Annotated in this window: 19 protein-coding genes; 8 read left to right on the forward strand and 11 right to left on the reverse strand. The window is 71.2% G+C overall.

Features of this window, described 5'->3' with window-relative positions; genetic code table 11:
* Position 1 precedes the first annotated feature (1 nt).
* The gene (locus AB0I89_RS05485) at positions 2-1,249 is read left to right on the forward strand and encodes a sigma-70 family RNA polymerase sigma factor (RefSeq protein WP_357120559.1); all 1,248 of its coding nucleotides are present in this window, start codon (positions 2-4) and stop codon (positions 1,247-1,249) included.
* A gap of 28 nt (positions 1,250-1,277) precedes the next feature.
* Here AB0I89_RS05485 and AB0I89_RS05490 read toward each other — a convergent pair whose 3' ends face one another.
* The 4 genes from AB0I89_RS05490 to AB0I89_RS05505 all read right to left on the reverse strand — a co-directional run bounded on the left by AB0I89_RS05490 (position 1,278) and on the right by AB0I89_RS05505 (position 8,613).
* The gene (locus AB0I89_RS05490) at positions 1,278-1,637 is read right to left on the reverse strand and encodes a VOC family protein (protein ID WP_357120562.1); all 360 of its coding nucleotides are present in this window, start codon (positions 1,635-1,637) and stop codon (positions 1,278-1,280) included.
* Positions 1,638-1,765: 128 nt separating this feature from the next.
* Positions 1,766-3,307 (reverse strand): non-reducing end alpha-L-arabinofuranosidase family hydrolase, encoded by a 1,542-nt coding sequence (locus tag AB0I89_RS05495; protein ID WP_357120565.1) that lies wholly within the window; start codon positions 3,305-3,307, stop codon positions 1,766-1,768.
* 488 nt (positions 3,308-3,795) lie between these two features.
* Positions 3,796-5,112: a cellulose binding domain-containing protein gene (locus tag AB0I89_RS05500; protein ID WP_357120568.1), complete on the reverse strand. Its 1,317-nt coding sequence runs from the start codon at positions 5,110-5,112 to the stop codon at positions 3,796-3,798.
* A gap of 531 nt (positions 5,113-5,643) precedes the next feature.
* Positions 5,644-8,613 (reverse strand): BTAD domain-containing putative transcriptional regulator, encoded by a 2,970-nt coding sequence (locus AB0I89_RS05505; protein WP_357120571.1) that lies wholly within the window; start codon positions 8,611-8,613, stop codon positions 5,644-5,646.
* Between the two features lie 354 nt (positions 8,614-8,967).
* Here AB0I89_RS05505 and AB0I89_RS05510 point away from each other — a divergent pair, with 354 nt between their 5' ends.
* On the forward strand, positions 8,968-11,031 hold the full coding sequence (locus AB0I89_RS05510) for a glycogen debranching N-terminal domain-containing protein (RefSeq protein ID WP_357120574.1): 2,064 nt from the start codon (positions 8,968-8,970) through the stop codon (positions 11,029-11,031).
* 22 nt (positions 11,032-11,053) lie between these two features.
* Here AB0I89_RS05510 and AB0I89_RS05515 read toward each other — a convergent pair whose 3' ends face one another.
* The 3 genes from AB0I89_RS05515 to AB0I89_RS05525 all read right to left on the reverse strand — a co-directional run bounded on the left by AB0I89_RS05515 (position 11,054) and on the right by AB0I89_RS05525 (position 12,882).
* On the reverse strand, positions 11,054-11,569 hold the full coding sequence (locus tag AB0I89_RS05515; protein ID WP_357120577.1) for a sigma-70 family RNA polymerase sigma factor: 516 nt from the start codon (positions 11,567-11,569) through the stop codon (positions 11,054-11,056).
* A 169-nt stretch (positions 11,570-11,738) separates the two neighbouring features.
* Positions 11,739-12,185: a DUF4333 domain-containing protein gene (locus AB0I89_RS05520; RefSeq protein ID WP_357120580.1), complete on the reverse strand. Its 447-nt coding sequence runs from the start codon at positions 12,183-12,185 to the stop codon at positions 11,739-11,741.
* Positions 12,186-12,201: 16 nt separating this feature from the next.
* Positions 12,202-12,882 (reverse strand): hypothetical protein, encoded by a 681-nt coding sequence (locus AB0I89_RS05525; RefSeq protein ID WP_357120583.1) that lies wholly within the window; start codon positions 12,880-12,882, stop codon positions 12,202-12,204.
* Between the two features lie 233 nt (positions 12,883-13,115).
* On the opposite strand from AB0I89_RS05525, the gene AB0I89_RS05530 reads away from it, so the two are divergent.
* Positions 13,116-13,412, forward strand: coding sequence for a WXG100 family type VII secretion target (locus AB0I89_RS05530; protein WP_007457407.1), 297 nt, complete (start codon positions 13,116-13,118; stop codon positions 13,410-13,412).
* 87 nt (positions 13,413-13,499) lie between these two features.
* A complete protein-coding gene (locus AB0I89_RS05535) occupies positions 13,500-17,870 on the forward strand; it encodes an FtsK/SpoIIIE domain-containing protein (protein ID WP_357120586.1) in 4,371 nt (1,456 codons plus the stop codon).
* Between the two features lie 54 nt (positions 17,871-17,924).
* Here the strand turns inward: AB0I89_RS05535 and AB0I89_RS05540 are convergent, their stop codons facing one another.
* Both AB0I89_RS05540 and AB0I89_RS05545 read right to left on the reverse strand, forming a co-directional pair.
* Positions 17,925-18,593, reverse strand: a complete 669-nt coding sequence (locus AB0I89_RS05540; RefSeq protein ID WP_357120589.1) for a hypothetical protein — start codon at positions 18,591-18,593, stop codon at positions 17,925-17,927.
* Complete coding sequence (locus AB0I89_RS05545; protein ID WP_357120592.1) at positions 18,590-18,895, reverse strand: hypothetical protein; 306 nt, start codon at positions 18,893-18,895, stop codon at positions 18,590-18,592. Before AB0I89_RS05545 ends, AB0I89_RS05540 begins: the two co-directional genes overlap by 4 nt.
* Before the next feature lie 200 nt (positions 18,896-19,095).
* Here AB0I89_RS05545 and AB0I89_RS05550 point away from each other — a divergent pair, with 200 nt between their 5' ends.
* The 4 genes from AB0I89_RS05550 (at position 19,096) to AB0I89_RS05565 (ending at position 22,968) form a co-directional block, all read left to right on the forward strand.
* Positions 19,096-20,919, forward strand: a complete 1,824-nt coding sequence (locus AB0I89_RS05550) for a putative T7SS-secreted protein (protein WP_357120595.1) — start codon at positions 19,096-19,098, stop codon at positions 20,917-20,919.
* Positions 20,919-21,482 carry a type VII secretion system-associated protein gene (locus AB0I89_RS05555; RefSeq protein ID WP_357120598.1) on the forward strand — a complete coding sequence of 188 codons (564 nt, stop codon included), beginning with the start codon at positions 20,919-20,921 and terminating at the stop codon, positions 21,480-21,482. Before AB0I89_RS05550 ends, AB0I89_RS05555 begins: the two co-directional genes overlap by 1 nt.
* A gap of 272 nt (positions 21,483-21,754) precedes the next feature.
* Entirely contained in the window at positions 21,755-22,255 is a 501-nt protein-coding gene (locus tag AB0I89_RS05560) for a sigma-70 family RNA polymerase sigma factor (RefSeq protein WP_357120815.1), read from the forward strand.
* Complete coding sequence (locus AB0I89_RS05565; RefSeq protein ID WP_357120601.1) at positions 22,252-22,968, forward strand: zf-HC2 domain-containing protein; 717 nt, start codon at positions 22,252-22,254, stop codon at positions 22,966-22,968. The genes AB0I89_RS05560 and AB0I89_RS05565 overlap by 4 nt, the downstream gene beginning before the upstream one ends.
* A gap of 78 nt (positions 22,969-23,046) precedes the next feature.
* On the opposite strand, the gene AB0I89_RS05570 is transcribed toward AB0I89_RS05565, so the two are convergent.
* Together AB0I89_RS05570 and AB0I89_RS05575 are read right to left on the reverse strand one after the other, a co-directional pair.
* Complete coding sequence (locus AB0I89_RS05570) at positions 23,047-23,967, reverse strand: hypothetical protein (RefSeq protein ID WP_357120604.1); 921 nt, start codon at positions 23,965-23,967, stop codon at positions 23,047-23,049.
* A gap of 119 nt (positions 23,968-24,086) precedes the next feature.
* The gene (locus AB0I89_RS05575) at positions 24,087-25,295 is read right to left on the reverse strand and encodes an alcohol dehydrogenase catalytic domain-containing protein (protein WP_357120607.1); all 1,209 of its coding nucleotides are present in this window, start codon (positions 25,293-25,295) and stop codon (positions 24,087-24,089) included.
* Positions 25,296-25,355: the final 60 nt, after the last annotated feature.

Consider the following 25,355-nt stretch of genomic DNA (forward strand, 5'->3'; position numbering starts at 1 on the left):
CGTGACCGACCCACGAACGAAGGACGAGGTCGTCGCGGCGGTCGCCCAGGCGCACCGCCGCGACTGGGCCCAGGTGTTCAGCACCACGGCCCACCTGACCCGCGACCTCGACCTGGCCGAGGAGTGCACCCAGGACGCGTTCGCCCGGGCCCTGGAGACCTGGACGCAGACCGGCATCCCGGACCGGCCGGGCGCCTGGTTGACCACCATCGCGCGTAACCGGGCCCGCGACGTCCTGCGCCGCGCGTCGGTGTTCCGTCGCAAGATGCCCCTGCTCGTGGCCGACGAGACCACGCCGGGGCCGGAGGACGGTCTCGTCGACGACCGGCTGCGCCTCATCTTCACCTGCTCACACCCGGCCCTGGCCCGGGACGCCCAGGTCGCCCTGACGCTGCGTCTGGTGTGCGGGCTGTCCACGCCCGAGGTGGCCCGCGCGTTCCTCGTGCAGCCGGCCACCATGGCCGCCCGCATCACCCGGGCCAAGAAGAAGATCGCCGCGGCCCGCATCCCGTACCGGGTGCCGGGCCCGGACCAGCTGGAGGAGCGGGTGAGCGCCGTCCTGGAGGTCGTCCACCTGATCTTCACCACCGGCCACACGGCGCCGCTCGGCGCCCAGCTGGTCCGCCAGGACCTGGTGGACAGCGCGGTCGGGCTGGCCCGCATGCTGCACCTGCTCATGCCGACCAACGCCGAGATCAGCGCACTGCTCGCGTTGCTCCTGCTCAACGCCGCCCGCCAGGACGCCCGCAGAGCCGCGGACGGGCGTCTGGTGCTGCTGTCCGAGCAGGACCGCTCGCGCTGGGACCGGCAGCTCATCGCCGAGGGCCGGGCTCTGGTCGCCGACGCGCTGCGTCGACGGCCTCCGACGCGGTACGCGTTGGAGGCGGCGATCGCCGCCCTGCACGCTGCGGCGCCGAGCTGGCAGGACACCGACTGGGCCCAGATCGTCGCGCTCTACGACACCCTGTTCCGGATCTGGCCCTCCCCCGTGGTCGATCTCAACCGGGCGGTCGCGATCGGGCTGCGCGACGGACCCCGGGCCGGCCTCGACGCGCTCGACCCACTGCTCGCCGACCCGGCCCTGGCCACGTACGGATACCTGAGTGCCGCCCGGGCCGACTTCCTGCGCCAGTTGGGGCAGTGGCGGCAGGCCTGGACGGCCTACGAGGAGGCCTTGACCCTCACCGACAACGACGTCGAACGGGCATTTCTCAGCGACCGGCTGACCGAGGTGGAACGGAATCTGTGAGCGCCAGCGCCAGGGGAACGGCGGTCGGTCAGACATCCGCCTCGATGGCGAACGTGTTGCCGTCCGGGTCCTGGATCCAGGCGATACGCCCACCTCCGGCCCGCGCGGTGATCCCCTTCGGGTCGTGCTCGAACTGCTCGTAGCGCACGGGGTCGACGCCGGCGGCCATGAGTTCGTCGACGATCTCGTCGAGGTCGTCGACGTACCACGTCGCCAGCGTCGCCTCGGTCGTCCCGGCGGTGACCGACTGGTACACGTTGAGGGCCGGTCCGCCGCCGGAGGCGTAGATGCGGCTGCCGTCGGGGATGTGGGCGCTGGGCGCGGACCGCAGCGCCCGCAGGCCCAGCCTGCCTTCGTAGAAGGCGACCGCCCGTGCGATATCGGACACGGCGACTGACGTTCTGAGGTGGTGTGCGCTCAAGGGCATGCCCCAGCCTGGCAGAGACGGGGGCCGGTGGACGTGACGCGGGGCGGGCTCGGCGTGGTGCCGGGCCCGCCCCTCGGTCGTGCGTCAGGTCAGCGTTGCAGGGTGAGCACGCCCGGTCGGTACGGCAGTAGGCCGTAGTCGACGCCGTTGGAGGAGGGCGATCGGCCCTGGTAGAGCAGTTGGAGGTTGCAGGGGTTGACGGTGAAGGTCTGGTCGGCGCTGGTGCGGATCAACTCGCCGTGGCTGATGTCGTTGGTCCAGGTGGCGCCGCTGTTGGCCTTGCCGGCGAAGGGGTTGCTCTCGGTGGCGGCCTGGGGGGTCCAGCTGCCGTTGAGGCTGGTGGCGGTGAAGGAGCGGAAGTAGCGGCCCTGGCCGCCGATGGCCTCGACGATCATGAGGTACTTGTTCTGGCCTTGGAGCTTGTAGACCTGGGGCGCTTCGAAGAGGTTGTTGGTGGAGTCGCTCATGATGGTCGTGTAGCTGGAGCCGAAGCTGCTGGGGAAGTTCCCGATCGGCATGCTGGCGCGGTAGATCTTGCCGTTGTCGCCGGCGAAGAAGAGGTACATGTTCTGGTCGTCGGCGATCAGGGTCTGGTCGATCGGGCCGGTGCCGGAGCCGGTGATGCTGCCGCTGAACAGGGTCTGGGCGGCGGACCAGCCGTTGGCGTTGGTGGGGTCGGTGGAGGTGCGGTAGGAGAACGCGGCACCGCCCCACTGGTAGGCCAGGACCCAGATGTTCTTGGGCGCGAAGTAGAACAGGGTCGGCGCGACGGTGCCGCTGTTCATGGTGTTCTGGCTGGCCGAGCCCATCTCCGACCAGTTGGTGAACAGACCGAAGTTCATCGACCCCCACGACGAACCGAAGTCGTGGGTGGTGGCGTAGACGAGTTGCCGGCCGTTGTAGGGGGCGACGGTGAAGTCCTTGAGTGACACCCAGCCCGACTTCGGCTGCGCCAACGCCCCGGTCGACGACCACCGGTACGACGACGGCAGGTCACAGGTGCCACCCGGGGGCGGCGTGGTGGGCGGCGGCGTGGTGGGGTTGCCCCCGCCGTCGACGCGGACGAACTGCCACTGCTGGTTGGTGCCGTTCCAGTCGTCGTACTGCACGACGTTGCCACCGTCGGCGGTCGAGGCGCCCTGCACCTCCATGACCTTGTTGCTGTTGCGGTTGATCAACCGCACGTAGCCACTGTCCGAGTCGGCAAGCCGGAACTGCTGGTTGGTCCCGTTGTTGTCCGACCACTGCACGATCGCCCCGCCGTTGGCCGTCGACCGGCCGGAAACATCCAGCACCTTGCCGGACAACCGCGACTTGACCCGGTAGTAACCACTACCGGAATCCACGAACTGCCACTGCTGCTGGTTGCCGTTGTTACGCGTCCACTGCGTGATCCGCGCGCCGTCGTTCGTGGCCAGGTTGTAGACGTCCAACGCCTTGCCACTGTTGCGGTTCACCAGGACGTACCACGCGCTCGTGTCGACGGTCGCCGCGGCCGCGGGCGACGACACCGCCATCGCGGCGGCGCCAGCGACCACCACCGCCGCCACGCTGGCGGCTGCCGCTCGTACCAACCGCCCTCGCCGCCGCGAGGGCGGCGCTATCGCCGGGGTCGTATCAATGGCGGACATGTTCCTCCTCAATCACAGGGAGCCGAACGGCTCCCCGAAGCTGGGCGCACCACGACACGCGACCGGGCGCACACGGCGGGAATGTTCGCGTTAACACGATCCCTGCGTGCTGCGGACAGTGTCGGATTGACGGTCGACGAAGTCGGCCGGCGGTACATCGCACCCGACGTCGTCCTTGACCATCGACTGTGAGCGATAACATGCTGTTCGTCAAGACGTAACATCCGCGTAAAGCAGGGCCGACCCGTCGGGTCCGACCATTGACGCCGGTCGCACGCCTGCTGCCCGGCCACCCACCGCCCGACAACCCGGGCCGACGTACTCGGCAACCCAGAATGACTGACGCTAACATCGACATTCGCGCATAAAGCGCCGCGTCTCCCCCGCTGCCGCAGCCGTGCTCGCGAGGATTCATCGACGGACTGCCGGCCGCGCCCGCCCCGGTGCCCGGGCCCGGAGTCGGTGACTCCCGGCCCGGGCATCCGTGCTCAGGGGCTGGTGCAGGTGACGTTGCCGGGCGGGGTGGCGCCGTCTCCGGTGGCGGTGAATCCGAAGGTCGTCGAGGCGTTCGGCGCGAGCGTGCCGTTGTAGTCGGCGTTGCGCACGGTGACGTTGCCGGTGGTCCCGGTGTTGACACCGCTCCAGAGGCTGCTGATGGCCTGGCCATTGGCAAGGGTCAGGCGCACCGTCCAGCCGTTGATCGTGCCGGACGTCCCGTTGGTGACGGTGAACTCGCCCTGGAACCCGCCCGGCCAGCTGTTGATCGCCCGATAGGTGGCGGCGCAGGTGCCCGGCTCACCGGTCGGCGGCGGGGTGGTCGGCGGCGGCGTCGTCGGCGGCGGGGTGGTCGGCGGCGGCGTCGTGGGCGGGGGCGTGGTCGGCGGCGGCGTGGTGGGCGGAGTCGTCGACTGGAACTGGCTGAAGAACCGCCAGATCTCACCCGAGGTCCAGGTCCGCGAGTCGTTGGGGCTGCCCGACCCGTCGACCGGGCTCGGGGTGTGGTCGCCGTCGAACGCGGCCCACTGCACCGGGTACCCCGAGCGGCAGCCGGAGTAGGTGGTGGTGATGTGGGTCAGGCTGCCCTGGCTGGGCTCGCGTGGGCTCTGTGCCGTGCAGCCGTTGTTCCGCACGAACGTGTCGCGCAAAGCCCGACCCTGCGAGATGTTGAGCACGCTGTCGTGGATGCCGTGGATGCCGAAGTACGGAACCGGCTGGGTGCCGCCGCTACAGCCGCTGAGGTTCGCGCCGGAGAGCACCGCGACCGCGCGGATGACGTTGGGTCGGGCACAGGCCACCGCGTAACTCATGGCCCCGCCGTAGCTCCAGCCCAGGGCGAAACGCTGCGTCGTGTCGACGCAGAGGTCGTTCTCGACCTGCCTGGAGATGTCGTCGAAGAGGGTCAGGTCCCGCCCGTTGGTGTTGGCCCACCCGGCGTTGATGCCCTGCGGCGCGACGAAGATCGTGCTGTTGTTCGACAGCGGCGCGAGGCCGTAGTAGCCGGCCGAGGCGACGTTGTTGGCCGACCCGTTCAGCCAGTGGAAACCGAAGACCAGGCGGTACTGGCGGTTCCGGTCGTAACCGCTCGGGATCTGGAGGATGTAGGTGCGGCTCTGGCCGCTGCTGGTGATCGTGCGTGTCCCGTTGGTGAGGGTGGGCGCCTTACCGCAGCCCGCGGTCGCCGCCAGGGTGCCGTTCGTGGCAGCCGCCGCCTCGCCGCGGAACCCGGCGGTCAACGCGCCGCCGGTAGCCACGACGAGAACCGCCGCGGCCGCGACGAACGTCAGTAGTTGTCTCCGTCTGACCATTGCTCGACTCCTTGCCGTTGATCGTGCGTACGACATGCACCTCGAGCCGGTTCGTGCCGGGTGGGGTGCTCGCCCGCGCGGGCGGGACGAGGGCCGACCGACGAGGTGCCGTGACAGGACGTCCTTCCGTTGCGGGCCGACGTGCTCGTGCGGCCGGTGCGGCGTACACGGGTGGTGTACGGGCCGTACCGTCGCTGCCGGGTTGTCCGCGACGGGGCATGGAATGCGGGGAATGCGGCCGGACCGGGGGGCGTCCGACGACCGCGCGGTCGCCTGGCAGTGGCGGAGCGGCCCGGACTGGTCACCGATCGGTGCGGCGGCGGGAGGGCGGGCCCTCGGCATGCCTGCGCCGACTGACTGCGGTGACTGGGAGCGTGCCCTTCACTCCCCGCGCCGGAACATAGCATGTTATCGATAACACGCTCAACCGACCGAGTGCCGCGCAATCGACCGACATGGTCGGTCCGACCCATTAAAGCACTGGTCAGGCGGTCGACCGCAGAGCGGCACGCCCATCCCCGGGAACACGCGTCACCGCTGCGTGTCCTCGGATCGCGAGGCGAAGGGGGTGACCTCGAGGAGCCTGTCCCCCAGGTCGCAGACCGTGTCCCGCATGCGACGGGTCCCGCCGTTCTGCATGGCGTGCATGGCGTCGCAGGCCCCCCGCCAGGCCTGACAGGCGCCGGGCACATCGTCGAGATCCAGCAGGGTCCCGCAGAGCTGGGCGGACGCCTCGAAGACGTCGATCCGACTGTGCGCCTCGACGGCCGCTCGGAGGCCCTGCTCGAGCTGGTCCCGAGCGTGGCTCTGGTGCCCCAGCAACGCCAGGCACTCGGCGATCAAAATGCGGATCGCCGGTTCGTCCGTCCCTGGTCCGACCTTCTCGCTCTGGGCCAGCGCCTCGTCGAGGCACCCCATGGCCTCGCCGGGAGCACCGAGTCGGACCAATGTCCGGCCCCGGGCCACGCACGCCCAGATCTCGCCCTGCTCGAAGCCGGCGGCCCGGTAGAGGGACAGTGCTCGCTCGTTCTCCGCGAGTGCCCGCTCGTGCCGGCCGAGCTGACTGTGGATCCGGTGCAGGGCACTGTGGACGCCGCCCAACTCCGCGATCATGCCGCGCTCGGTGAAGATCTCTCGGGCGCGGGTGAGCAGGTCGAGTGCCTCGTCGTAGCTGGCGAAGTGGAAGCAGGAATCGGCCAGACTCCACATGGCGTGGGCCGCACCCAGGTCATCCCCGCTGCCGTTGGCAGCCCGCAGAGCCACCCGCATCACGTCCTGCCAGTCGTGGAACCGCCCGGTGAGCCGCAACCACGGCCAGATGGTGAGAGCCAGCCGCCAGGGTGGGACACCGAAGTCGCCCTCCGCCGCACGGCGAACCGCCTCGAACAGGACCTCCCGGTGATCGTCGAACCACCGCATCGCGGCCTCGTACGAACCGGGTCGCTCGGCGATGACGCCGGCCGGGGCCGGAGTGGGGGCAGCCGCCGGGCTCGTCGGTACCAGCCGCAGCGCGGCCTGGTGGCTGCTGTGCAGGTAGTGGTGCAGAAGTCGGTCGATCGCCGCCTCCCGGTCGCGGACCGACTCCGCCGCCAGGATCAGCTCCTGCGCGTACGCCCGGACGAGGACGTGCGAGGTGAACCGGCCCCGGTCGTCCTCGTCGAGCAGGGCCGCCTCGGCGAGTTCGCGCACCATGGCCCGCGTCTGCTCCAGCGGGGTCTGGGACATGCTGGCGAAGGCCTCGGCCGAAACGCCGGCCGCCATGGCCGCGGAGGACAGCCGGAAGAGCCGTGCCGCGTCCGGGCTGAGCTGACGGTACGACCAGGCGAAGGCGGCACGCGGATCGCATCCGCCGTGGTTGCCGGAGAAGGCGGTGAGTCGCCGCGCGCCGTCCCGGAGTTCCGCGGCGACGTCCTCCAGAGCGAGTCGCGGACGCGCGCTCAACCGGCCGGCCAGGATCGCCAACGCGAGGGGCAGGCGCCCACACATCTCGATGATCTCGTCGAGGGTGTCGGACACCTCAGCGCTGCCCGCCGGGGAGCGGTTCGGCGCGTCCTTCAGCCGGCGCTGGACCAGCCTTCGGGCGGTCGGCATGTCCGGAGGATCGAGATGCAGCAGGTGGGCTCCGTCGCGGACGGCGAGATCGACGAGCGGACTGCGGCTGGTCACCAGAACCAGACACTCCGGGGAGTTGGGCAGCAAGGGGCGCACCTGGGCGGCGTCGAGCGCGTTGTCGAGGAACACGAGCAACTTCCGGCCGGCGGTGAGGCTCCGGTAGATGCCGACCCGTGCGGCGAGCGTCTCCGGGACGCTGGACATGTGGAAACCCTGCGACGACAGCAGGGATCCGAGCGCATCGCTGGCCGAGAGGCTGTCGGTCTCGGGCTGCTCCGCGCGCAGGTCGAGGTAGAGCTGGCCGTCGGTGAACTCCCCGGCGACCAGGTGGGCGAAGTGCGCGGCCAGCGTGGACTTGCCCACGCCGCCCATTCCGTCGAGTGCGACAACCAGCGGACCCGTCCCGCGCGCGTCGGCCGTGTCCTCGCACATTCCGGCGAGAGTCGCGAGTTCGGCGGTACGTCCGACGAAGGCGGGGAGATCGGGTGGGAGCTGCGCCGGACGCACCAGCGGCACCGGCCACGAGCGGTCGCGCCGCCGCGTCTCTGGGCCGGTCTGGCCGTTCGGCACCGAGGTCGCCGTCCCCGCCAGGACGCGCCGGTGCGCGGCCTGGAGCGCCTCGCCCGGATCGATGCCCAGCTCCTCGACGAGACGGGTGCGGACGGTCCGGAAGAGCCCCAGCGCCTCGGCCTGGTGGCCGCTCGCCCCGAGCGTGGCGATGAGACTCGCCTGCACCGGCTCGTGGAACGGCGCCATCGAGGCGGCCAGCCGGAGGGGCCGGAGCACCCGCGTCGGCCGGTCCAGTGACATGGCGAGTTCGGCCGCCGGCACGCACCCGTCGAGGAATTCCTGATCGAGCGCCGCGAAGATCGACATCGAGGTGGTGCCGTGGGCGTACGTGTCACCGGCGGGCCCGCGCCACAGCCCCAGGGCCTGGGCGTACCGATCCAGCGCCGCGTGACGGTCGCCGGCCGTGAGCTTGGCGCGGGCGGCCCCGACGAGCTCACGGAAGCGGAACAGGTCCAGCGAGCCGGGCGCGGGCGCGAAGAGGTAGCCACTACCGTGCCGCCGCAGGTACGTGCCGGAAGCGCGCAGCGGGAGCGAGGGTTCCATCAGCCGCCGCAGCGCGCCGACGTACTTGTGGATGACGTTCGTGGCGCTGGCCGGAGCGTCCTCGCCCCAGACGAGTTCGATGAGGTCGGTCGCGCTGACCGGTCGCCCCGCGCGGGCGAGGAGCAGGGCCAGCAGGCGGCCCTGCTGTCGGGGGCCGACGTCCACCTCGACACCGTCACGCCACAGTCGCAGGGGACCCAGGATCTCGAAACGCAGGCTGCCGTCGGTCGGCCGGGGTCCGTCTTCTCCGTGGCGGGCATCGGTCGAAATCGACAATTCAATCTCCTGTTTCGCCGTACCCGCCGCCACCACCGAGCTTGCCAGTCTACGGGTGCGCGGCCGAGGACGACCCGTCACCGAGACGCGATCCGGACGAAACGGTGGAGCACGGCACCCGACAATAGAAATGTCACTGCGCGGAATACACGAGGCAGGGCCTCTCCGACGCCGTTCGTCGCTTTTTCGCCGACTCCGTGGATTCCAGGCGATACGGCCGCGAGACTGCCCTTTCGGCTCCTAGACTGCGAGCGTGTACGGCGGGGCCGCCCCTGCCAACGGGGAGGTGCGGGTGCCATGAATTCTCGGCCGACGAAACAGCAGGAACGCCCTCACGGCGGAGCCAACCGTGACATGCCTCCGGAACTCGGCTCCGATTCCGTTGGCATATTCGAGGGCCGAACCTTCATGTTGTCCAATGCTGTCGGCGACGTGCCCGCCGATTCCATTGCGGGACTGGTGCACGACGACACCCGTTACCTCAGCCGTTGGGAGATGACCCTCGACGGACACGCCCCGCTGGTGCTCAGCGCCAGCACCGTCGACGCCTACTCCGCGGCCTTCTTCCTCGCCAACCCGGAGCTACCGAACCTGCGGGCGAACGGCATCGGGCTGCGCCGGGAGCGGTTCGTCGGGGACGGCATGTACGAGCGGATCGAGTTGCAGTACTTCGGCGTCGAACCGGTCTCCGTACGCCTGCGGCTGGATGTCGGCGTGGACTTCGCCGACCTCTTCGAAATCAAGCGAGCGGGGCGGAGCCGGCTCGCCGACATCCGACGGAACCACCGGCGGGACGGCTCCGCCCTGCTCTTCTCCTACCGGAACTCGGGCTGGTCGGCCGGCACCACCGTCGAGGCCAGTCCCCCGGCCGACCGGGTCGAGGGCGACTCGCTGGCCTGGGAAGTGCGCCTGGAGCGCGGCGACACCTGGGGGTGCGAGGTGCGCGTGCTGCTGAACTGTCAGGGTACGGACTTCCAGCCGACCAGCCGTGTCTTCGGCGAGGCACACGCCACCGACCCCGACGACGTGGCATCGCGGTGGACGACCAACAAACCGGATCTCAGCGCGGATTCGGAGCTGTTGCGCAACGTCTACCACAAGACGGCCGTCGACCTGGTGTCGATGCGCATCGTCAAGGAGATCAACGGCCAGAAGGTCGTGCTGCTGGCCGCCGGCATGCCCTGGTTCCTGACTCTGTTCGGCCGGGACACGCTGATCACGGCGTACCAGAGCATCACCTGCGGTCCGGACGTCGCGCGCGGGGCGCTGGTCGCTCTCGCCGCGCACCAGGGCACCGTCGTCGACGACTTCAGCGACCAGGACCCCGGCAAGATCCTGCACGAGTTCCGCTCCGGTGAGCTGACGCAGCTCGGCATCGAGCCCTACGGCCCCTGCTTCGGCGCTGCCGACACCACCCAGCTCTGGCTGATCCTGCTCTCCGAGTACTGGCGGTGGACCGGCGACGACGCGTTGGTGCGGCAGTTGCGGCCCAACGCCGACGCGGCGCTGCGGTGGATCGACGAGTTCGGGGACCGCGACGGTGACGGGTACGTCGAGTACGGCACGCGCTCTCCGAACGGCATGCGCAACCAGTGTTGGCGCGACTCGCCGGACGGCGTGCAGTTCGCCGACAGCAGGCTCCCCGACCTGCCGGTCGCCACCTGCGAGATCCAGGGCTACACCTACGACGCGAAGGTACGCGCCGCGGAACTCGCCGACGGGCCGTGGGCCGACGCCCCGTTGGCGCGACGGCTGCGGACCGAGGCCGCCGATCTGCGGGAGCGGTTCAACCGTGACTACTGGCTGCCACAGCGCGGTGGCTACTACGCGATCGGCCTGGACGCGGAGAAACGCCCCATCGACTCGATGACCTCGAACATGGGCCACCTGCTGTGGAGTGGGATCGTTCCGCCCGAGCGGGCGGCCCTGGTGGCGCGGCACCTGATGTCCGACGAGATGTTCTCCGGCTGGGGCGTACGGACGCTGTCGACCGCGGACGTGGGGTACAACCCGATCGGCTACCACCTCGGGACCGTGTGGCCGCACGACAATTCGATCATCGCCGCCGGGCTCGCCCGGTACGGCCACCGGCACGAGGCCAACCGCATCGCGATGGCGTTGCTCGAAGCGGCGGCCCACTTCGACTACCGCCTGCCCGAGGCGTTCTCCGGGTACGACCGGTCACTGGGCCGACGACCCGTGCCCTACCCCACCGCCTGCAACCCCCAGGCGTGGGCCAGCGGGGCGCCCCTGCTCTTCCTGCGGACGATGCTCGGGCTCGACGTCCGCGACGGCGTCCTCGCCACCGATCCGCACATCCCCGAGACGTTGGGGGGCATCCGGCTGACCGGGGTCACCGTGCACGGCGCGAAACGGATCGTTGACGCCTCCGGTTCGCGGTTGCGCTCCCCCGCCTGAGCTGGCGGGCGAACCGGCCCGGTCAGGCCGCCGGGCGGCTCGTCCGCAGGGTGTGGAGCGCGTCCTGATGCCGGGAACGGACGGTCCGGACCGGGACGCCCAGCGCACGGGCCGTCTGGTGGGTGGTCCGTCCCGCCAGGTAGGTGTGCAGCAGCACCGCGCGGTGCTCGACGGACAGCCGGCGCAGCATCGAGACCGCCTCGGCCGCGGCGACGGCGGCGTCCGCGTGGTCCGGTTGGGCAGCGTCGACCTCCGGCTCGATCCTCTCCCGCCCGACGGCGACCTCCCGCAGCGACGCGACGGCCAGGTCACGCGCCACCGTCATCAACCAGTCGCCGATCGGGACCTCGATGGGGCGGAGGCGGGCGCCCTTCTGCCAGGCGTGGATGAACGTCTCCTGCACGATGTCCTCGGCGAGGTGGTGGTCCACCACGAGCCTCTCGACGAAGGTGAGCAGCGGCCCGAAGTTCTCGGCCATCAACTCGTCAAGCGCGGGAGTCCGGGCGGACGCCGCACAGGTGTGGGGAGCCGTTGTCATCGCTGGTGCCTGGTCCTTAACGAGCTGGTCTACGAGCGGGCCCGCCACCGGCACGTCCGGCAACCGGCGATCGGCCCGGCCCCGACGCTACGGTCGGCCAGTTACCAGCCTCGTGACGAACTCTTACCGACCCGGCCGGCCCGGCAGCGAACCCGCCCGCCCTGGCCGGCTACTTCGGGCGCGCGACCTCCAACTGGCCCGTGGACCGGACCGTCACCCAGGTCGTGACGGTGGCCCCGTCCACCTCGGCGGTGCAGGTGAACCGGTGGCCCTCGATGACCGGCTGGTCGACCGGGCAGGCGACGGTGTCCGCGTTCAGCCCGTAGTCGGCCCGGAGCACGGTCAGCACCTGGCGTTGCAGGGCGGCCGTGTCGAGGACCTTCGGTCGCGGGAGGTCGGGCCGGGTCACGGCCACGACCGTCCCCGCGACGACCAGGAGGACGACCGGAACCGCGACGGCCACCACGAGTTTCGGAGCGGGCCGCCAGCGTCTCGCCGTCGGCACGGTCGCCGCCGGCCCCCACTGCGGCCCAGGAGCCGGCTTCCAGCGGGGTGCCCGCAGGGCTGCCCCCGCGCCGGTGACCGCCGGGCTGTCGGACGCGCCGTCCGGGCTCATCGTCGACTCCACGGTCTCAGCGGGCGGTGGGGGTGGGCACGGTGACGACCTCCGGTAGCGGCTTCGTCTTCGCGCCGGTCGGGGCGACCGCGAACCAGGTGCCGCCGACTCCCTGGCCCCGGATCTCGCCGGGCGCGGTGTCCTTGGCGAACAGGTAGACCGGCCAGCCGCCGATGGTCACCTGGCAGGTGCCGTCGGCCCGCTCGACGTACCCGACGAGTTGGGGGTCGACGCCGTCGGGATAGATCCGGCCGGGTGACGAGATGAGCAACGGGGGCCAGGTCCTGGCGCAGTCACCCGCGCAGGTCGCCTTCGGTGGCTTCGCCGAGTCCTTGTCGAACCGGTAGAGCGTCCTGCCCTGGCCGTCCGCGACGTACGTGCCGATGTCAGGCTGCTCCATGGCCCGCAACCGCACCACGTTGCTGCCCTGACCGCGGTCCGGGCTACCGGAGACGGCGACGTCGGACGGCCCGCTGAAGATCTGGACGCGGCGCTGCGTCTTCGCCACGGTCGGCGGCGGCACCGGGCTGACCTCGATGACCTGCGGGCCCGGGTCCGCGGTCGCGGTGACCGACGCGGCCACGGACGCCCCCTGGGTCGGCGCGCTCGCGGTGCCGCCCGCCCCCGTGGCCTCCCCGCACGCGGTCAGCGCCGCCAGGCCGATCACCGCGATCGCGATCCGCGCTCTCTGCACCATGTTCGCTCCACCTCGTATTCGGTGTGGACCGGGCTCGTGCACAGGTCCGGCACCCACACGGACGCCGTACCGAATCGGTTCATCGCCGTACCGCGACGGACAGCCCGGACGGATTCGAACTTGCCCTGAACCGGATGGCGCGAGCATCCGTGTGGGTGGCGGCATCGGCGCAAGACGGTCCACGAGGGGACCGCTCGCCGACCCGCAGAACCACAGGAATACGGGAGGGCGACATGGCCACGTACCACATCGTCAGCGAGGACATCCAGGAGTCCGCGAGCTGGCTGCAGCAGAACATGCAGACTCTGCTGGACGGGATGACCCAGGCCAAGAGCAAGATCGACACGCTGATCCAGGGTGGCTACAACACCCCGGGCGCGCAGCAGCAGTTCGGTCCGTACTTCGAGGAGTACAAGGGCAGCGTCGACCAGACCCTGCACGGCATGGAGGGCATCAGCCAGTACCTCACGCAGGTCAGCGACGCCTTCTCGGAGACCGACACGCAGACCGCCGCCAGCCTCAGCCGCTGACGCGACAAACGGTCGGGGCCGCGTGGTGAGCGATCACCACGCGGCCCCGACCGTGTTCCCGACGGATCGCCCGACCAGGAGATACCCGTGCGCCTGCTGCTCACCGTCACGGATCAGTCCACCCCCGCAACCGACTACCAGGTCGAGGCCGCCCTCGACTCCACCGTCGCGGAGCTCGCCGAGGTGCTGGCGGGGCGCCGTCCGGAACCCGGCACCCGAGCACCGACGATCTTCGTCGCCGGCGCTCCCCTCGACCCCGGGCTGACGCTCGCCGACGCCCCGCTGTGGCAGGGCAGCGTCGTCGAGCTGGATCGTCCGACGTCCGTGTCACCGCCACCGGCGGCCGGTCCGCTGGAGATCCGGGTGGTCAGCGGTCTCGGCGCCGGCAACCTGTACCCGCTCGCCATCGGCGAGCACGCCGTCGGCGCCGCCGACGACAACCACGTCCGCGTACACGACGACCCGCTCGCTCCCGTGCTCGCCCGGCTGCGGGTGACCGAGGACGGGGAGTGCTGGCTCCGTCCGATGGAGCCCGGCCTGTTGCTCGACCGGGTGGAGGTCGACGAGCAGGAGCGGATCTGGAAGCCCGGAGCGCAACTCGCCGCGGGCTCCTCCCTGCTGGAGCTTCGCCGCCCCCTGCGGGACGAGGCGGCGCTCCAGATCTCGGAGGACCGTACGGGCCTCGACTACAACCGTCCGCCCCGCCTACTGCCCGCGGCGCGGACCACCCAGTTCACGCTTCCCGGGCCGCCGGCGCCTCCGGAGCGACGGCCGCTCACGCTGATCACCGTGCTGGCGCCGGTCGTGCTCTCCGGTGCCGCGTTCGTCGTCACCCGCAACCCGCTCACGTTGCTCTTCGCCATCCTGTCGCCGCTGGTGCTGATCGCCGGCCAGATCGGCGCGCGGCGTCAGGGCCGGGCCACCTACCGCTCCCGGCTCACCGAGTACGAGAAGAAGCGGGCCCGCATCAGCGGCGAGGCCGAGGAGGCGCTGGCCGCCGAACGGTCGGTCCGCCGGGACGACTTTCCCGATCCCGCGTCGATGGGGCTGATCGCCACCGGCCCGCAGCGTCGGCTGTGGGAGCGACGCCGCACCGATCCTGACTTCCTGGAGCTGCGGGTCGGCAGCGCGGACCTGCCGTCGGACGTGGTGCTCCGCGACCTGAGCCAGGACGAGAACCGGCGTGAGGTCCGGTGGAGCGCCCTCGACGTACCGGCGACCGTGCCGGTACGCAAGCACGGTGTCGTGGGGGTGGCCGGCGACGCCGTCGCGCGTACGACGGCCCGGTGGATGATGGCCCAGGCCAGTGCCCTGCACAGCCCGGAGGACCTGCAGATCTACCTGCTCTGCGGCACCGCCGACGAGAGCGGCTGGGCCTGGGCGGGGTGGCTGCCGCACCTGCGGCCCCGCGACGGTCAGGACACCCTCGCCACGGTCGGCACCGACACCCAGACGCTGGCCCGCCGGGTCGGCGAGCTGGTGGCCATCATCTCGTCCCGCTCCGGCGAGCGGGGCAGCGGAGCGTTCCGGGACATCCTCGTGGTGCTCGACGGCGCCCGCAAACTCCGGTCCCTGCCCGGCGTCACCCAGATCCTGCGCGAAGGACCGGCGGTCGGGGTGTACGCCATCTGCCTCGACGCCGAGGAGCGGCTGCTGCCCGAGGAGTGCCAGGCGGTCGTCGCCCAGCAGGAGGACGGGTCGCTGCTGGTGACGCAGACCCTCGCCGCCCCGATCGGCGACGTCCACCCGGACGTCGTGTCGCCGGAGTGGCTGTACCGGACGGCGCGGGCGCTGGCGCCGCTGCGGGACATCGGTGGCGCCGACGAGGAGAGCGCCCTGCCCGGGTCGAGTCGGCTGCTCGACGTACTCGGAATGGAGCCGCCGGAGCCGGATGCGGTGACGGCCCGGTGGACCTCGGGTGGTCGGACCACCGAGGCGGTGCTCGGGGTGTCGCTCGACGGGCCGTTCGCGCTCGACCTGAAACGGGACGGACCGCACGGCCTGGTGGCCGGCACCACCGGCTCCGGCAAGTCGGAGCTGCTGCAGACCCTCGTCGCCTCGCTCGCCGTGGCCAACCGTCCGGACGCGATGACGTTCGTGCTCGTCGACTACAAGGGCGGCAGCGCGTTCAAGGACTGCGTCCTCCTGCCGCACACCGTCGGCATGGTGACCGACCTGGACACCCACCTGGTGGGCCGGGCGCTGACGTCGCTCTCGGCGGAGCTGCGCCGACGCGAACACATCCTCGCCGAGGCCGGGGCGAAGGACATCGACGACTACGTGGAGTTGCTGCGCCGCGAGCCGTCCCGCGTCCCGATGCCGCGCCTGCTGATCGTGATCGACGAGTTCGCGTCGATGGTGCGTGACCTGCCCGACTTCGTGACCGGTCTGGTCAACATCGCCCAGCGCGGCCGGTCGCTCGGCATCCACCTGGTGCTGGCGACCCAGCGACCGGGCGGCGTGGTCTCCCCCGAGATCCGGGCCAACACCAACCTGCGCATCGCCCTGCGGGTCACCGACAGCAGCGAGAGCCAGGACGTGCTGAACGCCCCGGACGCGGCCGCCATCTCGAAGTCGACGCCCGGTCGCGCCTTCGTCCGTCTCGCCCAGTCGTCGCTGGTGCCGTTCCAGGCCGGCCGGGTCGGCGGGTTCCGCCCCGGCGCGCGCAGCACCGACCGCCCGGCCCCCTGGTTAGCGCCACTGTCCTTCCCCGACCTCGGTCGCCCCGCGCCACGTCGCCGCTCCGGCGAGGCGGCGCCGTCGGCCGAGCTGACCGACCTCGCGGTGCTCGTGACGGCGATCCGGGACGCGAGCGAACGGCTCGGCATCCCGGCCCAGCACAGCCCCTGGTTGGCGGCGCTGCCCACCTCGCTGACCGTCGACGCGTTGCCCCCGGCCCGCGCCACCGACTACCACCTCCCGGCGGTCGCCTACGGGCTGGTGGACCTTCCGGCCCAGCAGGACCAGGTGCCGCTGGCACTGGACCTCTCCACGCTCGGGCACCTGCACGTCATCGGCTCCTCGCGCAGCGGCCGATCGCAGACGCTCCGGACGATCGCCGGGGCGGTCGCCCGCGTCCAGTCCACGGCGGACGTCCACCTCTACGGCGTCGACTGCGGCAACGGGGCGTTGCTGGCCCTCAACGGCCTGCCGCACTGCGGGGCGGTGGTGCAGCGCACCGAGGCGGAGCGGCTCGGCCGGTTGTTCGCCCGTCTCGTCGCCGAACTGGGCCGGCGGCAGCAGCTGCTCGCCACCCGGGGCTCGGCGAGCATGGTGGAGTACCGGACGGGTGCCGCCCCGGGTGAGCGACCGCCACACATCCTGGTGCTCCTGGACCGGTTCGAGGTCTTCGACAAGACCTTCGCCGACTACGACAACGGCACGATCATGGCCGCTCTGCTGACCCTGCTGCGCGAGGGCGCCGGGGCGGGCATCCACGTGGTGCTCGCGGGTGACCGGGCGATGTTCTCCAGCCGGATCTCGTCCACCACCGACGACAAGCTGGTGTTGCGGTTGACCGAACGCGGCGACTACAGCATGGTCGGCATCAACCATCGGCAACTGCCGGACGAGATCGAGGCGGGTCGCGCGATCCGGGCGTCCGACGGCGCCGAGGCGCAGATCGCGCTGCTCGGCGAGGACACCTCGGGTCAGGGGCAGGCGCGCGTACTCGCCGACATCGCCGAGACGGCCCGGCGGCGGGACGCGGACCTCGCGCCCGGCGACCGCCCGTTCCGGATCGACGTGCTGCCCGACGAGCTGACCCTCGCGGACACCGAGACGCTCCACCGACCCGACGGGCCGCTGTGGACGATGCTGGGTGTGGGCGGCGACGAGCTCACCGCGATCGGGCCGGACCTGACGGTCGTCCCGACCCTGGTCCTGGCGGGTCCACCTCGTTCGGGACGGAGCACCGCGCTGCTGACGATGGTCGCCACCCTGCTGCGCAGGGGGACCGAGGTGGTCGTGGCGGCGCCCCGCAGATCGCCGCTACGCGAGCTGGCCGACCTCCCCGGTGTGCTCGACCTCGTCGCGAACGAGAACCTCACCTCCGCCGTTCTGACGGCCGCGCTGGAGCGCAGGAGCGGACCGGCCGTGGTCGTGCTCGACGACGCCGAGCTGCTGCTCAAGTGCGACGCGGGCAGCGACCTCGGGGAGATCGCCCGAACCGGCGCGGAACGGGGGCTCGGGTTGGTCATGGCGGGCACCATCGACGGCCTGTCCGGCGGCTTCGGCGGCTGGCACGTCGACGCCCGGCGCAACCGGCAGGGCGCGCTGCTCAGCCCACAGGGCCTCGGTGACGGCGAACTGATCGGCGCCAAGCTGAGCCGGGGCCAGCTCGGCGGGGGACGCCTGGGTCGGGCGTTGCTGCACCTGGGCGACGGCACCGTCCGCCTGGTGCAGGTGCCCCGCACCGATCCGGTGGCACTGCGGTCACTGGTGACGCCAGCGGAGTAGAACCCGAACGAGAGGGGGACACCGCGCTGCGGTGTCCCCCTCGTCGATCACCGCTCAGGCGTCGGTCGTACCCGTAGGCTCCGGCCGCGCGGCCAGCACCGGCCGGTCGTCGTCCCAGGTGAACGCCAGGGACTCGGTGATCGCGCCGAAGAGTTCGAAGATGTCCTCCGCCTCCGCGAGGTTCGGGCTCGACCCGGTGACCACCACGACGTCCGCCGATCCCGGCATCGGTACGACGGTGTGCATCACCGCGCACCGCATCGTGACGCCGTCCTGGACGACGTTCTGGATGCCGTACACCCGACCGACGGTGCCGATGCGGGGAATCGTCGCGGTGGTCACCCGCCGCCAGGTCCCGTCGGCCCGGTTGGGGTGCGCCACCGCCGTCAACGCGCCGAGGATGTCGCCGTTGGCCGGTGGCGTGACCACCGCGACCACCACGGTGGCGGTGAGCGGGCCGTCCTCGTACATCTCGAAGACGCCGGCCGCGTGCACCGCGCCACCGCGCCGGGCCTGGCGTACCGACCGGCGTACCTGCTCGGCGAAGCGGCCCGCCTGGTCGGCGGTGAACCCGCCGGTCAGGGCGTGGCCCCGCGCCTCCTCGCCGAGCCGGTTCTCGCTCGCCTCGTCGGCCACCGCGAAGTCGACCCACGCCTGCGGGGTGCGCAGCTCGAAGCCGGTCGGGGTGGGCGTCGCGGCATGGGCCTGGGTCGGGGCGCTCACTGTGCCGCCTGCTGGTCCGGCGCGGTCAACGCGTTGACCGTCTGGGTGTCGGTCTCCCGGAACGCGTCGGCGACGGCCTTCGCGGCGTCGCGTACGCCCCCGAGGTCCTTGCCCACGACGTGCCGACCGTCGCCCCACCGCTTCTCGAAGTGCCGGGCGGCGTCCTCCAGGCCGCGCTGCCCGAGCGTGTCGACCACCGCGCCCATCGACCGGACCGACGCGCTGTCCATCAACTCCTTGGTACGCCGCAGCAGCTCGTGTACGCGTTCCAACTCCGCGCCCGGAACGAGGATCTCGCTCATCGCGCGCACTCCCCCGCCGGCCTGCTCATCGCATCGCTCATCTCCGCACCCTCCCGACCCGTCTCGGCAACTGGGGCGTACACGGATCGGCGGCCGGCCCGGTTCACCAGGTGAACCGATCCACCCCGCGCTACGTGTGCGACTCGGCTCCCGGCGGATGGCTCGGGCGCCGGCCTGACGATGCGATGGGGAGGTTCGTCATGACGCGTCCGGGCGACGCCGAGTGGTCCGTGTTGCAGCTCGACTCAGATCCCGTGCCGGGTGATCCGGAGTCCTTCGAGGAGATCACCAGGGCGTACCAGGAGCTGGCCAGAACCACCCAGGAGGCGCACGACCTGCTCGCGTCCGGCAGCCAGATCGACGTCGGTCAGGGCAAGGCCATGGACGCCTTCCGCGACCTGATCGGCAAACTGCCGGGACGCCTGGACGGGATGGCGAACTCCTACGCCAGCGCCGCCGACGCGTACCTGCGGTACCTGCCCTCGCTGGAAGAGGCGCAGACCATGTCCCTGCGCGCCCTCGACCAGGCCCGACAGGCGGCCGGGGACCAGAGCGCCGCCCAGGCGGCGGCCGTCAGCGCGGCGGCCGCGCTCCTCGTCATGAACGCCGACACCACGACCACTCCGGACGCCAAGGAACAGGCCACCGACGACGCGACCGCCGCCAAGAACCGCGCCGCCGACGCCCAACAGGCACTCGATGGCGCGAAGTCGCTCCTCGGCCAGGCCACCGCCCTACGCGACCAGGCCGCCCGCACCGCCGCCGACACCCTGCGTCAACTCGCCAAGGACGCACCACAACGATCCCTCTGGGACAAGATCGTCGAAGCGTTCAACGCGTTCATCGACTTCCTGCAGAGCACCGTCATCGAGTGGATCACCACCATCCTGGACGTGCTCTCCGTGGTCGCCTCGTTCATCTTCCCACCCCTCGGTTCGGCGATCGGCTTCCTCTCCGGCGCCATCGACCTCGCCGCCGCAGCCCTCGGCGGCGACCCCGCCGAGATCGCCCTCGCCGCCGGCGGACTCGCCCTCGGCCTCGTACCCGGCGGACGCATCGTCAGCCGGGTCCTCAAGTTCGCCAACAAGTTCGCCGGCAAGATTCGCCCCGGCAGCGTCGCGGACGGCATCAGGAACAGCACCAAGGAGGTCACCGGCGGCAGCCGCAGCGTGCCGGGCGCCGGCGCGGCGCCGGGGCGCGGAATCGACGCGAACGTCACCGAGGTCGGCCTCGGCAAGGTCATCAAGGGCGTGTTCAACAAGATCGACATGAAGCTGTTCGACCTGCGGTTCAACCGGGACCTCAAGGCCGCCAAGAAGAAGCAGGCCAACGACCCGACCCTGATCATCGGCCAGAACAGCAAGGGCCACCTCAAGACGTTCCACGCCTCGGACGTCGAGTCGACCCCGCTGGTGGACAACAACGGCAAGCTGGTCGGCGTGCTCTTCCCGAGCAGGGCCACCGACAACGACAACTTCACCAGCTGGGCCCGGACCGACGCCAACCTCGCCTTCGGCCGGAACATCGGCGGGACGGCCGCCGACCCGGGGACGAAGGCGGTCCGCAAACTGCCCGGTACCGACACCGGCTTCGCGGGCAACGAGTTCCTTCCCCCGCCCTGGGCCGGCCTGAGAAACGATCCCACCCTGGTCATCGCGCACGGCAACCCGAACGGTGCCGCCGTACGGCTGGCGAACGGCAAGCTGCTGCACGTCCCGGGTGGAGAGTTCGCGAAGGTTCTGCACCACAACGAACTCTTCGATCCCAATTCGAAGAGGTCCATCGCCCTGATCTCCTGCAACTTCGCCAACGCTTCCGGCTCTGCGGGGCAGGACTTCGCCGACGCCATGGCTGCTCTCGGCAACCGGCGAAAGATCTTCGCGGCGAACGAGGTGGTCGTCACCACCGAGGGCGTGGACGTGGACGGTCTGGTGACCAGCCCGGGCCGGCCCATCGCGACGTTGGCGGTGCAGAACGGCGGCGAATTTGCAGAGCTCAAGCCGAAGGGCAAGGGGGCAAAGTGATGAACGAGAACGACAACGGTGACCGGCAGCGAAACTGGATGCTGCTGACGGACGCGCGCTGGAGCGCGCCCGACGAGGGTGCGGCGGACGCGACCGACGTGCCCCCGGTGGAGGCGATCGTCGGTGGCTGGCTGGTGGAGCCCGACGGCACCGTGGGCCGCTTCACCGCGAATCCGCTGTACCGGCCGGAGGACCCGGGGGCGCCCACCAGCCCGGTGGACGCCGCCGCGCAGTTGGTCGCTTCCGGCCGCGCGGGGGTCGACGTGGTGCTCCTGGCGCTGCGGGACAGCCTCGTGGACGTCGCGCTGGACAGCGAGGGTGAGGTCATCGTGGCACCGGCGCCCGACGACGTGCCGTGTGTGCTCGTCGCGACCGGGGTGGTGGACCAGGCCCGGGTCGACGCCGCCGAGTGGCGGCAGGTCGACCTGGGTGATCTGCTGACGCTGCTCCCGGACGGCGTCGACGTCCTGCTGAATCCGGGCGGGCCTCGCTCCATGCGCCTGTTCGCGGATGCGCTGCGGGACGTCGCCGTCGAGGGCGAGCCGTCACCGACCGCCCCGTGACGCACCACCCCGCTGGGGCTCGGACGTGACGTCTGCGCCCCAGCGGGGTGGTGCCGCCGGAAACGCATCGGCGACGGTTGACGTCTCGAATCGGTCTCGACGTGGGTCAGTAGACAAATCTTTTATTGATCAACTAACGGTACTAACAGGACGTGCATCCTGAGGCCCCGTAGACAACCGGCGGGCACGCCGGAGACGTGAGGGTCGGCAAAAGGGTGGTAGCAATGGCGGGATCAGGACCTGTTCGTCGGCGCGAAGTGGCAGGCGAGGCACTGGTCCGGTCCATATTCGAGGAGCACGGACGCGCGATGCTCGCTTACGCGACACAGTTGACCCGCGACCGCGCGGCCGCGGAGGACGTCGTCCAGGAAGCGCTGGTACGCGCGTGGCGTCACCCCGACAGTCTGGTCAACGGCAAGGGCTCGGTACGGGGTTGGCTGTTGACGGTCGTCCGCAACATCGTGACCGACACCGTCCGCGCCCGGAACGCGCGGCCACCCGAGGTGCCCGACGGCCCGACGGAATCCGCGGTCGAGCGTGACCACGCCGACCAGGTGGTCAACTCGATCGTCGTGACGGACGCCCTCAATCGCCTCTCGATCGAACACCGACAGGTGCTCGAGCAGGTCTACCTGCGCGGGAGTACAGTCGCGGAAGCCGCCCAGGTCCTCGGGATCCCGCCGGGCACCGTGAAGTCCCGCTCCTACTACGCACTCCGAGCCCTCCGCGATCTCGCCGAGCGTCGCGCCGGGGTGGAACGGCCTGCCTCATGACATCCGACAGCTCATCGCCCCACGCCGACCACTTCGACGTCGGCGGTTACCTGCTGGGCGCGCTCGACGAGTCCTCGGCCCGCCGAGCCGAGGAGCACCTGGCGGGTTGTGCGCAGTGCCGGGCCGAGGTCGAATCACTGCGGACGTGGACGGACGCGCTCGAGAACGTACCCGACGTGATGCTGCTCGACGGCCCGCCGGAGGACGGCGACCTGCTGTTGCAGCGCACCCTGCGGCAGATCCGCGGCGAGGCCGCCGACGAGCGCCGCCGCCGGCACGCCGTGACCGGGGTCGCCGCGGCGGTCGTCGCCTCGGCCGTCCTCGGCGGCGCCTTCCTCGTTCCCCGGGGCGACACGACGACGGACGCGACCGCGCCGCAGCCGAGCCCGAGCGTCCCGGCCGACCGGGCGGTCCGCTCCGCCAGCGCGGCCGATCCGCGCACCGGCGCTCGTCTCGCCGTCGCCGTCCAGCCGGCCCCCGGCTGGGTACGCCTCAACGCCACGGTGTCCGGCATCCCGCAGGGCCAGCGTTGTCGCCTACTGGTCGTCGGCAAGGACGGCAGCACGGTACTGGCGGGCAGTTGGCTGGTGTCGGAGCGCGGGGCCGCCGAGGGCGTCACCCTGGACGGCAGTGCCCTGATCGACGAGGCCCAGATCGGCAGTGTCCGGGTGGAGACGACCGACGGCACGGTGTACGTCAGCGCGACGCTGTAGGGCATACCACCAGCAGCGACAGACAGCAACGCGCCGGCCCGGCCAGTGGCCGGGCCGGCGCGAGCCGCACCGCCGGGATCAGCCCAGGCGCACCGAGACGACCGCGTTGTCGAAGTCGACGGTCGCCAGATCCGCGACGTCCCCGTTGATCACCTTCGAGCGGCCGGTGCAGTCCGGGCCCGCCCAGAGCTTGAGCGAGCCGGGCGCCGCCACCGAGGAGGAGACACCCGGGCGGCTCAGGTTCCGGCAGCCGGTGCCGGCGACCCCCTGCGAGCCAGCGCCGTCGCCGAAGTTGGTGTCGTCGAAGAAGACGGCGCTGGTGGCCGGCGGGGCCGGCGACTCCGCGCCGGGCTGCTCGCCACCGGACGCGCCGGCCTTGCCGCCGGTCGGGGTCACGCCGAACCAGGTCCCCCCGACACCCTGCCCCTTGGTCTCGCCGGGCTTGGTGTCCTTGGCGAAGCGGTAGGCCGGCCAGCCGCCGATGGTGACCTGCCGGCTGCCGTCCGAGCGCCGGACCGTACCGACGGCCTCGGCCTTGACCCCCGCGACGAAGATCTTGCCGCCCGGCGTCACCGTGACCGGCGGCCAGGTGGTGGCGCAGTCACCGTCGCAGTTCGACGTCGGCGGGTTGTTGCTGTCCTTGTCGAACCGGTACAGGGTCAGTCCCGCGCCGTTGACGACGACCGGGTCGAGTTTGCCCGCCCGGCCCACGGTCAGCTGGACCCAGCGCTGCGCCGACTCGCGGGCGGCCCCGGTCGCCACCCCGCCGTTGGGTACCGCCCAGTCACCGGTGCCCTGAGCCGCGTTGTTGGACTTCGCGGTGCCGGACGTGAGGGCGAGGTCGGCGACACCGGCCCCGCCCTGTGGTGATGCCGCCGGGCTGCCGCTCAGGTCGGCGGCCCGCGCTGGGCCGGGTGGCACCTGGCTCGGGCCGCACGCCGTGAGCGTCACCGCGCCGACGGCCAGCGCGGCGATGAGGGGTGTCACGTGGTTGCGCATCATCGGAAATCTCCAGCAGTCACCCGGCTCCCAGGAGGTCCGGAAACCGTTCGCCCCTCACACGGAACAGGTCCGGAATCGGTTCAGGGCGGGTGCTGCCGCAGTCGGCCCCGAGGAACTCAGGTGGTGCCGAGGGCCACCTTCAGCCAGCCGGGGCTGCGCAGGTCGAACTCCCGGTACGCCCCAACGGCGTCGGTCAGCGGTTCGTGCTCCGTCACGACATCCTCCGGACGGACCTGACCGGAGGCGACCATGGCCGCCAGCCTGGGGATGTACCGGGGATGGTTGCCGTTGCCGGCGCGGATGGTCAGGTTGCGTCCCATGGCCACACCGATGGGGAAGTACCGGTCGCCGGGCGGATAGACACCCACGATGCCCAGCGTGCCGACCTTGGCGAGGCTGTCGACCGCCCAGGTCTGCGCCTGGCTGGGCGCGTCACCCGGCTTCCAGTGCCCGTCCTGGCCCTGGCTGTCGAGGTTCGGGGAGATGGTGCGCTGTTCCTCGGCGTTGCGCTCGGCGTCCTTGCCCGCCGCAGGTCCCGACTTGGCGCTCTCACTGTCCACTCCGACGGCGTCGATGGCGCAGTCGGCGCCGATACCGTTCGTCAATTCCATGATGGCGTCGACCGGGTCCACCTCGTTGAAGTTGATCACCTCGGCGCCACGGCCACGGGCATGCTCCAGCCGGTCGGCGTGCCCGTCGATCGCGATCACCCGGGACGCGCCACGCTGGTACGCGGAGAGGATGGCGAACTGACCCACCGGACCGCAACCCCAGACCGTCACCACCTTGCCATCGTCGGCATCGGCGAGGACCGCTCCGAAGTAGCCGGTCGGGTAGATGTCGGACAGCGTAATGGCCTGCGACTCGGTGACGTTCTCGCCCAGGGAGATCAGGTTGGTGTGCGCGAAGGGCACGCGCGCGTACTCCGCCTGCAAGCCGTTGAACGGACCCTGCATATCGGGTGAGCCGGGCGAGGCCGTACCGGTCCGCGGTCCGAGCGGGTTCGCGTTGTCGCACTGCGCGAAGAGGCCCCGGCGGCAGTACCAGCAGGACCCGCAGCCCAGCACCGCCGAGATCACCACCCGGTCACCCGGTCGGAAGTTGTGGATCTGCGAGCCCACCTCCTCGACCACCCCGACGCCCTCGTGGCCGAGGATCTTGCCCGGCGACATCCCGGGCATGGTGCCGCGGACGAAGTGCAGGTCGGTGCCGCAGATCGCCGCTGTGGTGACCCGGACGATCGCGTCCGTGGGTTGTTCGATGCGGGGCTCGGGCACGTCGTCGACCCGAATGTCACCGATTCCGTGGAAAACGACGGCCTTCACGCGTACTCCCATCCGCGCTGGTCGCCGCAGTGGCGCCAGCCCTCGACAACGGGACCCGGC

This window comes from Micromonospora sp. NPDC049801 (genome assembly GCF_040656575.1).
Lineage (GTDB): Bacteria > Actinomycetota > Actinomycetes > Mycobacteriales > Micromonosporaceae > Micromonospora.